We start from the raw sequence: 15313 nt of genomic DNA on the forward strand, positions 1-15313 counted from the left end.
GATCATTATCAGGAACCGTGATTGACAGTATCAGATTCTGTTATTTATTCTTCAAAGCAATTACCTCATCTGCGTCGGCAAACTGCCCACCATCCGTAATAGCTGAAGAATGAAAATAAGCTGCGTTTGTAAATTCACGGATATCCTGTATATTGGTTGATCTTAGTCCGCCACCCACAAGAATTTCTATTCTCCCATTTGAAAGCTCTACCAATTTTTTCAGATTTTCTTTACCCTCGGAAACATTAGGTTTCTGTCCGGAAGTAAGAATCGTTTTAAAACCACAGCTGATCACTTTTTCCAATGAGCTTTCTAAACCTTTTGCCCTGTCAAAAGCACGGTGAAAAGTACAAGGTAACGGATGTGCCATTTCAACCAGGGTTTTATTTTGTTCCATATTAACTTCATCGTTTTCATCTAAAATTCCGAAAACAAAGCCGTCGACATTAAGAGATTTAAGCTGGGTAAGCTCATTTTTCATCTGTTCAAATTCTTCATTTGTATAAGTGAAATTTCCTCCACGGGGACGGATCATGACAAAAACAGGAATGTTTATCTTTTCTCTCAGTTTTTTAGTTGTTTCAAAATCTGGTGTAGTTCCTCCCTCACTTAAACCATCACATAATTCTATTCTGTCTGCCCCATTTTCAAAAGCAACGATGGCAGAATGAGGATTAAAACATGCTATTTCTATCTTTGACATTTTTAATTTTTTTAGGAATTAGTAAAAATAATTTCTGATTTCTGATTATTATTTCAAGGCAAACTCAGGAGTTTCCAGCCTGTTTCCTTTTTGATCATGTACCGCAAAATTAAACCCGTCCTGTATGCAATAAGATCCATATTCCCCGTTTTTATTTAATGCAATAAAACCTACCTGAATATCTTTCAGATTTTTATTTCTTCTCTGTGTAATCTTTACGATTCTTTCAACCGCTTCTTTGCAGGCTTGCTGCGGATTTCTTCCTTGTCTCATCAGTTCCACAACGAGGTGAGTTCCAACAGTTCTTATTACTTCTTCACCATGTCCCGTTGCTGTAGCGGCACCCACTTCGTTATCTACGAATAATCCGGCTCCGATAATAGGAGAATCTCCTACCCTTCCGTGCATTTTAAAGGCCATACCGCTGGTAGTACAAGCTCCGGAAAGATTTCCCTGGGCGTCCAATGCAATCATTCCGATGGTATCATGGTTTTCAATATTTACGATAGGTTGGTACTTGCTGTTTTTAAGCCATTCCTTCCATTCTTTTTCAGATTCGGGCGTTAATAGGTTTTCCTTTTTAAATCCCTGAGAAAGGGCAAACTGAAAAGCACCATCTCCTACCAGCATAACGTGCGGAGTCTTTTCCATCACTGCTCTGGCTACAGAAATTGGATTTTTAATATTTTCAATGCAGGCAACCGATCCGATGTTGTAGTTTTCATCCATGATACAGGCATCAAGTGTTACTCTTCCATCTCTGTCCGGGCGTCCGCCATATCCCACGCTTCTTTCCGTGGGATCCAACTCTACCAAACGTACTCCTTTTTCAACAGCATCTAACGCTCTTCCGTTTTTGCCAAGAATCGTCCATGCTTCCTCATTGGCCTTTAAACCAAAATTCCAGGTTGACAGGACGATCGGTTTGTTTATGGTTTTATGACTTTCAGGTAATGGCCCAGCCATTAGATCTAGCGGATTTACGGCAAGAGCCAAAGAAGCAACTGCTGTCTTTTTGATAAAGTTTCGTCTGCTTTGCATATCAGGTTTATTAGGCTTACAAATTAGCAATTTTCCTGCTGGTACAAAAGTAAAAAAACAACAGATCCTATTTCATCGCGTTTAGCAATCGTCATTACAAAAAGTCTTTAAAACAATCTTCATATCATTGATCGGAATATTTCGGAATTCATATCAGCAAGATGGAAAATTCACCCCTGTAACTTTTCATTTACATTACTGACCTATTGTATGTTAAACTTTTTCAACCATGATCAGAATTTCAGTTATTTTAAGTTGTGTTTTATTCATTTTATTTTCCTGCAACAAAAAATCAGAAAAAGATATTCTTATAAATTTTTACAAGAAAGGAAAATTTAATGGTACCGTTCTCATAATTGAAAAAGGAAAAATAATATGTGATACAGCATTGGGATATAAAAATTTTGAAGACAAAAAACTTATGACCAAGGATACGCCATTCTGTATTGCGTCTGTAACCAAACCTTTTACTGCAACAGCGATTATGCTTTTACAGCAGGAGCACAAGTTGTCGTTTGATGATAAAGCAAGCCAATATCTAATGGACCTTCCGGAATATGCACAAAATATCAGTATCAGACAATTGCTTAACCACACTTCAGGGTTAAAGGATTATGAGAATGTTTTGATCTCAGATAACAGGATCACCAATGAAGATGTCCTGGCCTTTCTAAAAAAGCAACCCGGATTAACATTTCCTTCCGGCAGTCAATTCGAATATTGTAATAGTGGATATATCATACTTGGACAAATTATAGAGGCTGTATCGGGACAGTCATATAAAAATTTTATTCAAAATAGAATTTTTTCTCCTTTGAATATGCAGCATTCATTTGTTTTTGATGCTCAAACGGTACCGCCTTCTGATATTGCTAAAGCGTATGATATAGATAAAAAACCGAATGATTATTTTCTTTTAACATTGGGGGATGGCGGGATCTATTCTACGACATGGGATCTATATAAATTCGACCAGGCTTTAAGAAAGCATCATTTACTGACTAAGGAAAACACAAAAATTATGTATGAACTGCCCGTTTTAAAAAATGGGAAAACGAGTGATTATGCATTCGGATGGTACATTTCTGACGGTACCGCAATGCATACCGGTGGAATCAACGGGTTCAGAAGTATCATCTGGAGAGACCTGAGCAACAATACCTGTATTATTGCTTTGACGAATCAGGGAGATGCCTTTCCGGTGTATCAATTTCTGGAAGCTGAGAAAAAGTCGATACGGAATGCTTTCTGATATTGATTAATTCATCCCAATCTCATCTACAAAAAGCCAGGCTTTAGAATCAGCTCCCGGATTTCCGGCAGGAATAATTCCTGCATTTTCAATTTTAACTTTAATATATGCCGCGTTCTGATTACCAACATTGAGTTTTACTTTTCCTTTTACATTCTGAATTTCATCTTTTCCAATTTCTTTGATCATTTTAAAATTTACATTATCATCAGAAATAAAGATCTGTGCTCCTTTGGCTAAATGAATCCAGCTTCCTTTATTTTCAAGGGTATTAAAATAAACTTCTGAAAACTGAGTTTTTACTCCTAAGTCAATAACTGCTACAACATCTTTTCCCTGAAAGCCTAACCATGTTTTTCCCAGCTGTTTTTGATTACCCAAAATTCCATCCACCAAAGTAAACGCTCCGCCAAAAGAATAATTTTCGCTGGGCTGTTGTTCCAGAGTGATCTTCTTTCCCGTTGTTTTGGAAGGAATAAATGATTGGGAAGAAACCGCACTTTTTATCTGTCCATCTTCGAAATAGGCAGACTTTATGGTCATAGCTCTTGAAACAGGGATAGGCTCCTTATAAGATGGTGAATTTACTGTTGGATCTGTACCATCGGTTGTATATTTTATTCCCTGGGAATTTTGAGAAGTTGATAATTCATATGCAACACCTTTGGCAGAAGGTGTTACTTTTCCTGAAATATTATAAATGCTTTTCGCATAGTTAATCTTCATTTTATCTAAAACCTTAAACTGCCGGATAACCCTGTTTTCAAATTCTTTATAATTCTTAGGATCAGAAGTTCCCCATGCTACTTCTGAAAGTGCCATTATTCTTGGAAAAATCATATACTGGACATGCTTAAAATCCAATATATATTCGGTCCATAAGTTAGCCTGAACACCTAAAATATATTTAGCTTCCTCAGCAGTAAGCTCTGAAGGAACCGGATCGTAAGAATATACTTTATCTAAAGGAGTAAATCCTCCAAAAGCATTAGGTTCGGACTGGGGATCCCCCTGATAATGGTCAAAATAACAGAAAGCTCCAGGAGTCATTACAGCAAAATGCTTTGATTTTGCAGCTTCAATTCCTCCATTAACACCTGTCCAGCTCATTACCGCAGCGTTTGGTGCCAGACCTCCTTCCAGAATCTCATCCCATCCGATTATTTTCCGCCCTTTGCTATTTACATATTTTTCTATAGTCTGGATAAAATAGCTTTGTAATCCATGCTCATCTTTCAGATTGTTCTTTTTGATCAGCTCCTGACAATGCGGGCACTCTTTCCATCGTGTCTTAGGACATTCATCACCACCAATATGGATATACTGAGAAGGAAATAACTTTATCACCTCATCCAGGACATTTTCTAAAAATGTAAATGTTTCTTTTTTAGGACAAAAAACATCATCAAAGACGCCCCACTTGGTGGCAGGTTCAAAAGGTCCTTTCGTACACGCCAGCTCAGGATAGGCTGAAAGTGCTGCTAAAGCATGCCCGGGCATTTCAATTTCAGGTACAATTGTGATATGACGCTGTTCTGCATACTTAACCACATCCTTAATCTGTTCCTGAGTATAAAAATAAGGGCCATATGGTTTTCCGTCAAAGGTATTATCTACATAGGCTCCAATCATAGATTCTTTTCTCCTGGAGCCAATTTCAGTCAGCTTCGGATATTTCTTGATTTCAATTCTCCATCCCTGATCATCGGTTAAATGCCAGTGAAAGGTATTTAGCTTATACATGGCCAGATAATCAATATACTGCTTTACTTCATCTACCGTAAAGAAATGACGGCAAACATCCAGATGCATTCCTCTCCATGCAAATTTTGGATTATCTTTAATTTCCATAGCGGGAATCTCTCCTTTTTCCTGATAATCATCAAACAACTGGATCAAGGTTTGAATAGCAAGAAAATAACCTTGTTTAGTATAAGAACTTATAAAAATCCTTTTGGGAGAAATATCAATAGAATATCTTTCTTTATCACCCTGCGGATCGATCGGCATTTTGGGTTGTGGAATCAGCATATGCATTATATGAACATTTTCCGTACTTCCTGAGGATTGAAATGTTACGCGAGCACCAAGATGCTTTTTGAAATATTCCGTTTCCTCTTTTGGAAGTTTATCATTCAGTATCAATGTTTTGGGGATCACAAATTTACCTTCCTGAATCGTTAAACTTTGCGGGTAAGGAATTAAACTTGGTTTAGTTTGCGAAAAAAACAGATTGGAAATCATAAGGGAAAAGACCAATAATAAACGCATTATTTTGTGTAATTTAGATTTAAGCGAATATAATTAATTTCTGAAAAAAGTCAGTGAATTATTTAACCTATTATGATATAAAAGATCTAATTTTGCAAAAATATACAATGAGAAAAACAATTTTTTTAGCGGCAAGTCTGGTGTTTTCAGTTTCAGCACAAGCACAACTTTTAGATATTATAAAATCTAGAGTTAAGGAAAAAACAGGGGTTGACCTTAACAATACAGGAAAGATAAAGAACACTTCTACAGGAACAACTGTAATCACAACTCCATCACCCAACAGAGCCTCTTCAGTTAATCTGAATAATCTTACTTCTACCCAAATTTCGTCAGGATTAAAGGAAGCCTTAAGTATGGGAGTGAATGATGGTGTGAAGAAGCTTGCTTTAACTGATGGTTTTTTCAAAAATGAAGCCGTAAAAATTTTAATGCCCGAAAAACTAAGAAAGGTAGACACGACCTTGCGTTCTTTGGGAATGGGAAAACTCACTGATGAGGGAGTGAAATTATTAAACAGAGCTGCTGAAGATGCCGTAACAGAAGCTGCTCCTATTTTCACCAATGCCATTACATCAATGACAATTACTGATGCCAAAAATATTTTATTGGGCTCAAATCATGCTGCTACTAATTATCTGCAAACTAAAACCCAGAACCAGCTCTTTACAGCGTTCCAGCCAAAAGTACAGGCTTCATTGGGAAAAGTGGGAGCTGACACCCTTTGGAAAAGCCTTATTTCAAAGTACAATACTTTTACAGGGCAATCTGTAACTACTGATTTGAATGAATATGTGACTACAGAAACAATTAATGGCGTTTTCAAAATGGTTGCAGATAAAGAAAGCGGGATCAGAAATACTCCAGCCATGAGAACTACCAGTATTTTACAAAAAGTTTTTGGAGCTCAGGACGGTAAATAATCAATTATGAATAGTTGAAAAAACTCAATTTATAACATCTAGATACAAAATAAAAAGGCTGTTTCAGAATTTGAGCAGCCTTTCGTATTAAATTGTATTGCAAATCATGTAATTCTTCTTTTTTAAGATATAATAGTCAGGAATTCTGTAAACATAACAATTTTTTCATAACTTCAATTCCGTATATAAAATACAATCAGCGAAGTAAATCAATAAACACAAAAATAAACAACCATGAAAAAATTAATGTATGCTTTTCTTGTTTTCAGTCTGTTCGCAGCTTGTTTACCCATGTCCGGAAGTCCCATGACAGCTTTTATTGTGAAAAACACTTCAGACAAGCCCGTTAGCTTTACCTCTAGTGTTATCAAAATGTCACAAAGTTTTGGAGCGCAGGAAGTCTCTAATTCTTTTACGGTAAAGCCTCATGACAGTATTATTGTGAGGCAGACTTATTTCAAAAAAGACGGTACCAATCCTCAAAAATGGTTTTCAAAGTTCGACATATCACCAGTAGATGGTGTGGAATTAAATGATCCTCAACTTGCAGAAAATTGGAAAAAGGGATCCAAAGATAATGTTCCCACATATACATTTACCATTAATAAATAAGGACATGAAGATCTTTAAAATCTTAACCATTTTCTTCTGTTCAATGTGCTTTTCTCAGGAAAATAATATCCTCACAAGACTTTCCGCGTTGAATAATAATGGCAAAATCTGGTACAATATAGATGGATATAGTGTTACAAGTGAGGTTTTCAATAATTCTTTTGATGAAAAAGGGCTTTCAAAGGTTTTAAAAAAACATAAAATTTCAGATTCTGAACTAAAAACAAGAGATGAGAAAATCAATAGTAAAAACTTCTTTGTAACCAAACAACAAAAAATTTCAGGAAACAGCTTTCAAACAAATAATTATTATTTCGTTGAAAATCCGAATAAGACAATCACTGTAGTCTGGTTTATAAAAAACGGAAAAACAGATCAAGATACTGAAGAAAAGCTCGTTAATGCAATTATTGAGAATAGAATTCCGGAGGAGAATTTTGTTTCTATGAATATCAGTTCAATTAATTTTGCCGGAAGAAAAATAGAACTTGGCAGTAATTGTTACTGGACCTTCCTCAATACAGTTCAATGCCCATATGCAGGTGAGATGAACTGGTCTGTTCACAGAACATTACAGGATGCAAAAGAAGCTGTTGAAAACCAATTGAATGTAACAAAATCTAAAGGAGGAGGAAAAATTACATCCGAAGAAATGATTGATATTAATTTTCTGGATGTACCCACAAAAGCAAAAAAAATAGTGTATGACTTTACGGGCCTAACTTCTGTTCTTACAAAAATGTCCGGCGGAAAGTCTTTAACAATCTACTATATTGCAGAAAATATACGAGATCAAAATATAAGCTGCGTGATAAGTTTCTGGAACAACGATGAAATAAATCCACAAACAAAGCTTCATGCTCTTCCTGAAAAACTAATGAAACTTAATTAATCGATGATAAAAAAGGCTGTTAATGATAACAGCCTTTCTTTTGTTTTTATTAAAATTGCATTTCGGGAATTTCTCCTTCAATGATCAGATCTGCTTCTGTAGATTGTACAATATGCTCTACGGACACTCCAGGTGCTCTTTCAACAAGCTTAAAACCAGCTGGTGTTACATCTAAAACAGCGAGTTCCGTAACTACTCTTTTCACACAATTTACTCCTGTTAAAGGAAGTGTACATTTTTTCAGGATTTTACTTTCTCCTGCTTTATTTACACGCATCATCGCAACAATGATATTTTCAGCAGAAGCTACCAAATCCATCGCTCCGCCCATTCCTTTTACCATTTTTCCAGGAATCTTCCAGTTGGCAATATCTCCGTTTTCAGAAACTTCCATTGCGCCAAGGATCGTAAGATCTACTTTCTGTCCACGGATCATCCCAAAACTAAAAGCGGAATCAAAAAATGAACCTCCTGGTAGTATCGTAATGGTCTGCTTTCCTGCATTGATGATATCAGCATCTTCTTCTCCTTCAAAAGGGAAAGGTCCCATTCCCAAAACTCCATTTTCACTCTGAAATTCTACTGAAATGCCATCAGGAACGTAGTTGGCAACCAAAGTGGGAATCCCTATTCCCAGATTTACATAATAACGATCTTTTAATTCTTTTGAGATTCTTTTAGCAATTTGTTCTTTTGTGAGCATAGTAAAAACTTAGACTGCAATTTAATTATTTTCAATAGAATACAAAAGGGCTTTGTTATTGAAAATTATTAACATAATAAGTCGAAATAATATCTCTAATTTTGCAACATTATTTAACAGAATGAAAATACTTTTAAAATACCTTAAACCTTACCAGTGGTTGATTATTCTTTCATTGTTATTAGCAACCATTAATCAGGTATTCTCTTTATTTGCTCCGGCAATAACGGGTAATATTCTCGATAAACTGGTTACCCATCCTAATTTTTTTGATAAAGAAAAGCTTTTACCAAGAAACCTGAACCAATATTTATACGGAGACGGCATTTATCATGGTGTATTCTATTTCTTATCCCTCCTTATCGGAACAGCCATGGTGAGCAGGATCGCCAAAGCTTTTCAGGATTATGCAGTAAGTGTTATCACCCAAAAGTTCGGGGCAAAAATTTTCACGGACGGTTTAAAGCATTCTATGGCATTGCCATATCAGGAATTTGAAGACCAGAGAAGTGGTGAAACCCTTTCTATTTTAACGAAAGTAAGAGAAGATACTGTAAAGTTCATCAGTAATTTTATTAATATTTTCTTCGGAATTCTGGTCAGTATCATTTTCGTTGCTGTGTATGCTATCCGTTTACATTGGTCAATCATGCCGGTATACATTTGTGGAATATTTCTGATTGCATTCATCACGAATTTATTAAGCAAGAGAATAAAGAGTATCCAGAAAAATATTGTTTCGGAAACCACAGCTCTGGCAGGAAGTACTACAGAAAGCCTTAGAAATATAGAAATAGTAAAAAGTCTGGGATTAACCAATCAGGAAGTCATCCGCTTAAACAATAATACCTATAAAATTCTGGGGCTTGAACTTAGAAAAGTCAAAAGCATCCGTTCATTAAGTTTTATCCAGGGAACAATGGTTAATTTTCTTCAACAGCTGATCACCCTGACTTTATTACTTTTAATTTTTAAAAATATTGTAACTCCGGGACAATATTTATCGCTGATGTTTTATGGCTTCTTTATCTTCGGACCTATGCAGGAGATCGGAAATATCATTATATCTTATCGAGAGGCTGAAGCTTCCCTTCTTAATTTTGACCGTTTAATGAAAAAAACAGTCGAGGAAAAACCCCTTCATCCTAAACAGATCGGTGCTATTGAAGAATTGGAGTTCAAACATGTTTCTTTCAAACATCAATCAGCTCAGTATAAAGCGTTAAACAATATATCTTTTACCGTAAAAAACGGAGAAACAATTGCTTTTGTTGGTCCCAGTGGTTCCGGAAAAAGTACCCTGGTAAAACTTTTGGTTGGGCTCTATCGTCCTCAGGAAGGAAATATTTTTTATAATAATATCAATGGGAAAGAATTTGATTTTGATGAATTGAGGAATCAAATTGGCTTTGTAACTCAGGACACCCAGCTTTTTGCAGGAACCATTAAAGAAAACCTTCTTTTCGTAAATCCAAAGGCTACTGAGGTAGAACTTCAAATAGCTTTACAAAAATCAAGCTGTACTGCTTTACTGGAAAGGGCTGAAAAAGGTATAGAAACCGTAATTGGAGAAGGTGGATTGAAATTAAGTGGCGGGGAAAAGCAAAGAATTGCGATTGCAAGGGCTTTATTACGAAGACCTCACCTGTTAATTTTTGACGAAGCCACTTCAGCTTTGGACAGTATTACGGAAGAAGAAATAACTTCCACCATCAAAAGCATATCGGAGGAAAAAGAACAAATCACAGTATTGATTGCCCATCGTCTAAGCACCATTATGCATGCTGACCGGATTTATGTACTTGAACGAGGCCAGGTCATAGAAATGGGATCCCATGATAATCTGATTGCCGAAAAAGGATTATACTATGCCATGTGGAGACAACAGATCGGAGAAAGGAAAATGGTAATTCCCGAAGAATCATAAGAAGAATGATAAATAAAACGCCGGAAAATATTTTCCGGCGCTTTATTTATATGAATACTCTCTTTCAAACGAAGACTTAATCTTTTTTCCTTACTGTTCTTTGCTCAATTCGCTTTTCGAATTTATCACCCTGGAATATTCTCTGAATCATAATTCCTGGAATATGGACTTCATTGGGATCTAATTCTCCCGGTTCTACCAATTCTTCTACTTCTGCTATTGTAATTTTTGCAGCCCCGGCCATTGGATGATTAAAATTTCTTGCAGATCCTTTGAAGATCAGATTTCCTGCATGATCTCCTTTCCACGCTTTTACAATAGAGTAATCTGCATTATAGGCATGTTCAAGAATGTGAGGCTTACCGTTAAATTCCTTTACTTCTTTACCTGCCGCTATTTCAGTCCCATATCCTGCAGGTGTATAAAACGCAGGAATTCCGGCTTGTGCAGCTCTGCATTTTTCAGCAAGGGTCCCTTGTGGAGTAAGTTCAACATCAAGTTCCCCGGAAAGCATCTGTCTTTCGAATTCTGCATTCTCCCCTACATAAGAAGAGATCATTTTTTTAATCTGTCTTTTATGCAACAATAATCCCAATCCAAAATCATCAACCCCAGCGTTGTTGGAAATGCACGTCAGATCTTTCACATCACTTTCTACCAAAGCATTAATGGAGTTTTCAGGAATACCGCAAAGGCCGAATCCCCCCAGCATTAGTGTCATCCCATCCTGAATTCCTTCTATAGCTTCCTTTGCATTTTTTACTCTTTTATCTATCATGAAATATTAGATTTTTCTGTTGGCTAAATTTAATAATTTTCTTTTAAATCAAGGCACACAGGATTTTTTATTTAAATAGATAAAAGTGAAACACCATTTTAGATAATTGCTAAAAATCCAGCAAACCATCAGAAAGGGCCTTCCATTGAATTTTAGAAATTCCCATCATTCCTCCTATGCCTACCATGATATTTCTGATCTTATCAATAAAAGAAGCATTAAAATTGGGTGATTCATTCCTTCCGTAAATTGCTGCCATTATTTCTTTGCCATTATTTGAGATCATAAAAGTTGACGTAGCTTTACTGCTGTAAAAGTGTGCTATACGGTTGTTTTCGGAGTTTCCCGGAATTTTGGATGGTCTGCAGGTTATACTAATACGTTCAAATGACCCTGTATGATGAGAGGAAATATTGACTATCTGTACCCAATCGTATCCTTTTGCTTCTTTTTCTCCGGGACCAGGTATATCAATACGGATGTAATCATCAATTTCAGGAGATCGGTCAAGAGGTTTTCCTTTTGAATCATACAATTTAAAATCGGCTGTGAGAGCGCCACTGTACTCCCTCCACTGATTCACTGAAAAAAATCTTTTTTTCAAAACAGAAAACTTTTGCTTGTTCAATTCAGGATCGTCAAATTGTTTTTTACTTTCAGTATCATGAAATCCTCCACTCTTTTGTTGGGGAACTCCCGGAATTTCTTTAGGTTTCATAATTTCATCTTTTAAAATTGAACATGTAAGGAACTCACATTTTAGCTTTATTCACTGGTAAACTAAGATTCATAAAGTTAACCGGACCGGTAAAAACTATTTTATGACCAGGCTCATAAAACCAACAATTCCAATTACTACGACAATATACAGACCAAATCCTAATGGTCTGAATTTTGGAGTTCATGTATAAAAGAATTATAAAATTCTGAGTACATACAACCAATCACATTATTATGGAAACGAAAGACATATCAAGAATAGGACTTGGTGCATTTCTGATTACTGCAGGAATCAGTCACCTTACATTTGCAAGGAAAGAATTTCAGGCTCAGGTTCCCGAATGGGTTCCTTTAAAAAAAGATGATACGGTGGTATATTCCGGAATCGTAGAAATACTCCTGGGAACAGCAACGATCGTGACTCCTAAAAAGTATCGAAAAACAATGGGAAAAGTTGTTGCAGGCTTTTTTGCAGCGGTTCTTCCCGGAAATATTGCCCAATATAAAAACAGAAGGGATTCTTTCGGCCTGAACACCGATAATCAGAGATTCGCAAGACTTTTCATGCAAGCTCCTTTAATCGCATGGGCATTAAAATCCACGGATTAAAGTAAACTATTTATCTTCATTAGGTAATCTTAATAAAAAAAGAGGGAACAAATGTTCCCTCTCTGTACCTGATTAAAAAAGTGTTACTGAATAATCAGTTTTAAAGTAAATAACTTTCTTGTATGAACTTTTACAAAGTATACACCTTTAGGCAGATTTTCGTTGACCAAAGAAAAACGCTGATTGTGTACATTTTTAGATTCGTATAATAGATCTCCTGTAGCAGATAATAACTCAATCTTATCAATTGGATAATCGCTCTTAATAAATGTAGGTTCACCTGGCTTGGTCGGGTTAGGATACAACACTACATTTTTCTCCGTACTTTTTGAGGTTTCAGCAGTTCCTAATGTTGAAGAAGTTACCTGGAATTGCATTCTGTTTGAAACTTCAGTATAAGAATTATTGGTAAACATTACCATATAATAATTTCCAGGAGTCGTAGGTAAGGCAGCTCCATTCAATGTTTTTGTACCCTGAGTTATCCCGTCAAAATAAGTATATGAAACAAAATTATCGTCCGGCGTCTGAATATTTTGTGGATAAATACCCAACCAGTCTTTGATAATCCCCGGAGAATCCGTCCATGAAGCTGTAATATTTTCGCCCAACGTATAGACAGGTTTGTTGATCCATAATTCGGTAACAATATCTCCTACTTTAAAAAACACTTTCTCACCGATTGCCGTATAACCGTCTTCCAGAAAATATTGCGCAAAATAGTACCCTTTAGGGAGTCCGGTAAACTCAAGATTTCCGGCAGCGGTTGTTACATATTTATACATCGCAGAAGTATTGGTTCCCGGAGTTTGCCCCATCTTATAAATCCCGATCCAGTCTTTTACAAGATTGGGTCCGTTACTGAAATTTATTTTCACAGTTCCTCCTACCTGATAAGTATCTGAAGTGGCCTGAAGAACAACTTTAGGGCCTACATAGAAATTTTTTCTCGGTGTAATCTCCGTATATCCGTCATTGGCAAAAAATCCGGCAAAATACTGTCCTTTAGCTGCAAAACCATTGGTAAAAGTGGCCGTTCCCGCTGTTTGTCCGTTGGTATAAATATAGGCCTGCGAAGTTGATGTTCCCGGAACCTGCCCTTTTCTATAAACACCCACCCAATCTGTCTGATTACCTGGACCACCTGTATAGGTTGCAGTTACGGGGGTATTTTGTAAATATTCTGTTTTATCCAGCGTAAATGTAGGATTTGAAACTACGCTTCCCGTTATTTCAAACTGCTTTACATCACTCCAGTCACTCCATTCCAGATTTCTGTCCCTGTATCTTGTTTTTACGTAATACACACCATTGGAAATAGAATTGGCAGGAAAGCTTACTTTCGTAATATCTACATCGGAATTCAGATTTTTAGCCTTATCAGGAGCTCCGTCCTTACCGAACCAGTTTTCATAATCACGATAGAATTCTTTTTCTATCACCGAAAAATCTGCTGCTTTACTAATGAGGAATTGTGTTGTGTTTAAAAGCTCATTGTTAGGTGACGTAAAACTGCTTCCATTCAAAGTTAAGGGTAAAGTCACAGGACCTGAAAAAGTATTGGTGATCGTAGGCTTAACAGGTTTTGGCTGGTTTTTATACCTATGGAAAGAATCAACGAGCTCATTGTATTTTTTAGTATAGATCCCTCCAATCGAATAACATTCCACATCTACCTTACCATTGGTAACATCTACCTCTACGATTTGGTATGTCCAGTCGGTAAGTGTTTTCTGAACATCATCAAAATCCTGTTCTGTAGACATTCCCCAGTACTGATCCCACGCTGTTCCTCCAGATATAATCTGGTAGGTAGGGCTATCTTTTAATTGCCCTCTGTGATACAGGTGATGGTGCGCACCTACGTGCATCAGATATTTACTCGATGACGTTAGAAGAGGAACTGCATTATTTCTTACCCATGTTGAGATATCCCCTACATATTGCTCTGCCTGATAAGGCCTGTGGCTTAAGGAAATAATCCAATCTATAGTAGGATCGTTATTCGCAGCTGTAAGAATTTGCTGTAACCAGGTCTGCTGAGCAGTTCCCGTATGTTCAGAGCTTAAGCTGATAAACAAGACGTTCCCCGCTTGTTGCGCATAGTAATTTTCATTCCCGGAGCTGATATTTTTATATTTAATTTCATCGATATAAAAATGAGCATAATAAGAATTCATCCCCAATGTTCCATACGTTTCGTGATTGCCCACAGTCGTCTGGATCGGAAGATATGGTGATAATTTAATATTCTTTTTAAAGTGGACATTTTCGTAATGATCAAGCGTCCCGACATCTACCTGATCTCCCACCATAAAAGTAAGGGCAACATTATCCGAAGGATCTGAGTTTGCTCCAAATTTTTGCTTTAATTTTTTAAATGCATTTAAGGTAAGTGTATCATATCTGGGTTCCGCTTTGATTTGATTATCTCCCATAATCAAAAAACGTATTTTACCGTCTGGCGTAGTAGGCTGTCCCGGCATGGGAAGTGTCCTGAAGTTGTAAACTGCCGACTCGCTGTTTCCTGTTTTTATTTTATAATAATACTTTGTATTCGGCTGCAGATTATTGATTTTGGCCGTGTGATAATAGTAGTTATTATTATATCCCGTATCCGAAAATATATTGGTGGTTCCTGTTACCGTAACATTCAGGTTCGTCGGAGAATTCCCGTAGAGAACAGTAGTCTCATTATTGGAAGCTGTTTTCCAGTTTACGATCATTGAATTTGGAGTCGGATTTTGTAAATAAGGAAATAAAGCCTGCCCAAAGGTCATCTGGACGACAATAAAACATAAAAGGAAGAAATAATTTTTCATAGCTAATAATTTTTAAATTGGCACTCTTTAATAATTTACTGTTTATCAGTAAAATAAGAA

The 15313-nt window shown here is 36.4% G+C and carries 13 protein-coding genes; 6 read left to right on the forward strand and 7 right to left on the reverse strand.

Features of this window, described 5'->3' with window-relative positions; all coding sequences use genetic code 11:
- Positions 1-40: 40 nt before the first annotated feature.
- Together AAEU33_RS18945 and AAEU33_RS18950 are read right to left on the reverse strand one after the other, a co-directional pair.
- The gene (locus tag AAEU33_RS18945; protein ID WP_273647420.1) at positions 41-703 is read right to left on the reverse strand and encodes a copper homeostasis protein CutC; all 663 of its coding nucleotides are present in this window, start codon (positions 701-703) and stop codon (positions 41-43) included.
- A 48-nt stretch (positions 704-751) separates the two neighbouring features.
- Positions 752-1744, reverse strand: a complete 993-nt coding sequence (locus tag AAEU33_RS18950; RefSeq protein ID WP_273647419.1) for a N(4)-(beta-N-acetylglucosaminyl)-L-asparaginase — start codon at positions 1742-1744, stop codon at positions 752-754.
- 229 nt (positions 1745-1973) lie between these two features.
- Here AAEU33_RS18950 and AAEU33_RS18955 point away from each other — a divergent pair, with 229 nt between their 5' ends.
- A complete protein-coding gene (locus tag AAEU33_RS18955; RefSeq protein WP_345989667.1) occupies positions 1974-2996 on the forward strand; it encodes a serine hydrolase domain-containing protein in 1023 nt (340 codons plus the stop codon).
- 6 nt (positions 2997-3002) lie between these two features.
- Here the strand turns inward: AAEU33_RS18955 and AAEU33_RS18960 are convergent, their stop codons facing one another.
- Positions 3003-5267: a family 20 glycosylhydrolase gene (locus tag AAEU33_RS18960; RefSeq protein ID WP_345989669.1), complete on the reverse strand. Its 2265-nt coding sequence runs from the start codon at positions 5265-5267 to the stop codon at positions 3003-3005.
- 107 nt (positions 5268-5374) lie between these two features.
- Here AAEU33_RS18960 and AAEU33_RS18965 point away from each other — a divergent pair, with 107 nt between their 5' ends.
- The 3 genes from AAEU33_RS18965 (at position 5375) to AAEU33_RS18975 (ending at position 7694) form a co-directional block, all read left to right on the forward strand.
- Positions 5375-6190, forward strand: coding sequence for a DUF4197 domain-containing protein (locus tag AAEU33_RS18965; protein WP_345989671.1), 816 nt, complete (start codon positions 5375-5377; stop codon positions 6188-6190).
- A 234-nt stretch (positions 6191-6424) separates the two neighbouring features.
- Entirely contained in the window at positions 6425-6802 is a 378-nt protein-coding gene (locus AAEU33_RS18970) for a hypothetical protein (protein ID WP_273647415.1), read from the forward strand.
- A gap of 4 nt (positions 6803-6806) precedes the next feature.
- Positions 6807-7694 (forward strand): hypothetical protein, encoded by an 888-nt coding sequence (locus AAEU33_RS18975; protein WP_345989672.1) that lies wholly within the window; start codon positions 6807-6809, stop codon positions 7692-7694.
- Positions 7695-7743: 49 nt separating this feature from the next.
- Here AAEU33_RS18975 and AAEU33_RS18980 read toward each other — a convergent pair whose 3' ends face one another.
- Positions 7744-8397 (reverse strand): CoA transferase subunit B, encoded by a 654-nt coding sequence (locus AAEU33_RS18980; protein WP_345989674.1) that lies wholly within the window; start codon positions 8395-8397, stop codon positions 7744-7746.
- Positions 8398-8518: 121 nt separating this feature from the next.
- Between AAEU33_RS18980 and AAEU33_RS18985 the strand changes: the two genes are divergently transcribed.
- Entirely contained in the window at positions 8519-10324 is a 1806-nt protein-coding gene (locus tag AAEU33_RS18985; RefSeq protein WP_172277480.1) for an ABC transporter ATP-binding protein, read from the forward strand.
- Between the two features lie 76 nt (positions 10325-10400).
- On the opposite strand, the gene AAEU33_RS18990 is transcribed toward AAEU33_RS18985, so the two are convergent.
- Both AAEU33_RS18990 and AAEU33_RS18995 read right to left on the reverse strand, forming a co-directional pair.
- A complete protein-coding gene (locus tag AAEU33_RS18990) occupies positions 10401-11102 on the reverse strand; it encodes a CoA transferase subunit A (protein WP_172277477.1) in 702 nt (233 codons plus the stop codon).
- Between the two features lie 109 nt (positions 11103-11211).
- The gene (locus tag AAEU33_RS18995) at positions 11212-11820 is read right to left on the reverse strand and encodes a hypothetical protein (RefSeq protein WP_345989676.1); all 609 of its coding nucleotides are present in this window, start codon (positions 11818-11820) and stop codon (positions 11212-11214) included.
- 236 nt (positions 11821-12056) lie between these two features.
- Between AAEU33_RS18995 and AAEU33_RS19000 the strand changes: the two genes are divergently transcribed.
- Entirely contained in the window at positions 12057-12431 is a 375-nt protein-coding gene (locus tag AAEU33_RS19000) for a hypothetical protein (RefSeq protein WP_172277471.1), read from the forward strand.
- 83 nt (positions 12432-12514) lie between these two features.
- Here AAEU33_RS19000 and AAEU33_RS19005 read toward each other — a convergent pair whose 3' ends face one another.
- Positions 12515-15253 (reverse strand): fibronectin type III domain-containing protein, encoded by a 2739-nt coding sequence (locus AAEU33_RS19005; RefSeq protein ID WP_345989678.1) that lies wholly within the window; start codon positions 15251-15253, stop codon positions 12515-12517.
- Positions 15254-15313 lie beyond the last annotated feature (60 nt).

The sequence above is a fragment of the Chryseobacterium sp. Chry.R1 genome (genome assembly GCF_039645525.1).
Classification (GTDB): Bacteria; Bacteroidota; Bacteroidia; order Flavobacteriales; family Weeksellaceae; genus Chryseobacterium; species Chryseobacterium proteolyticum.

Excerpts from the sequence above, each read along its gene's own strand:
- AAEU33_RS18945 (WP_273647420.1), bottom strand. The coding sequence starts at position 703 with ATGTCAAAGATAGAAATAGCATGTTTTAATCCTCATTCTGCCATCGTT.
- AAEU33_RS18950 (WP_273647419.1), bottom strand. The coding sequence starts at position 1,744 with ATGCAAAGCAGACGAAACTTTATCAAAAAGACAGCAGTTGCTTCTTTG.
- AAEU33_RS18955 (WP_345989667.1), top strand. The coding sequence starts at position 1,974 with ATGATCAGAATTTCAGTTATTTTAAGTTGTGTTTTATTCATTTTATTT.
- AAEU33_RS18960 (WP_345989669.1), bottom strand. The coding sequence starts at position 5,267 with ATGCGTTTATTATTGGTCTTTTCCCTTATGATTTCCAATCTGTTTTTT.
- AAEU33_RS18965 (WP_345989671.1), top strand. The coding sequence starts at position 5,375 with ATGAGAAAAACAATTTTTTTAGCGGCAAGTCTGGTGTTTTCAGTTTCA.
- AAEU33_RS18970 (WP_273647415.1), top strand. The coding sequence starts at position 6,425 with ATGAAAAAATTAATGTATGCTTTTCTTGTTTTCAGTCTGTTCGCAGCT.
- AAEU33_RS18975 (WP_345989672.1), top strand. The coding sequence starts at position 6,807 with ATGAAGATCTTTAAAATCTTAACCATTTTCTTCTGTTCAATGTGCTTT.
- AAEU33_RS18980 (WP_345989674.1), bottom strand. The coding sequence starts at position 8,397 with ATGCTCACAAAAGAACAAATTGCTAAAAGAATCTCAAAAGAATTAAAA.
- AAEU33_RS18985 (WP_172277480.1), top strand. The coding sequence starts at position 8,519 with ATGAAAATACTTTTAAAATACCTTAAACCTTACCAGTGGTTGATTATT.
- AAEU33_RS18990 (WP_172277477.1), bottom strand. The coding sequence starts at position 11,102 with ATGATAGATAAAAGAGTAAAAAATGCAAAGGAAGCTATAGAAGGAATT.
- AAEU33_RS18995 (WP_345989676.1), bottom strand. The coding sequence starts at position 11,820 with ATGAAACCTAAAGAAATTCCGGGAGTTCCCCAACAAAAGAGTGGAGGA.
- AAEU33_RS19000 (WP_172277471.1), top strand. The coding sequence starts at position 12,057 with ATGGAAACGAAAGACATATCAAGAATAGGACTTGGTGCATTTCTGATT.
- AAEU33_RS19005 (WP_345989678.1), bottom strand. The coding sequence starts at position 15,253 with ATGAAAAATTATTTCTTCCTTTTATGTTTTATTGTCGTCCAGATGACC.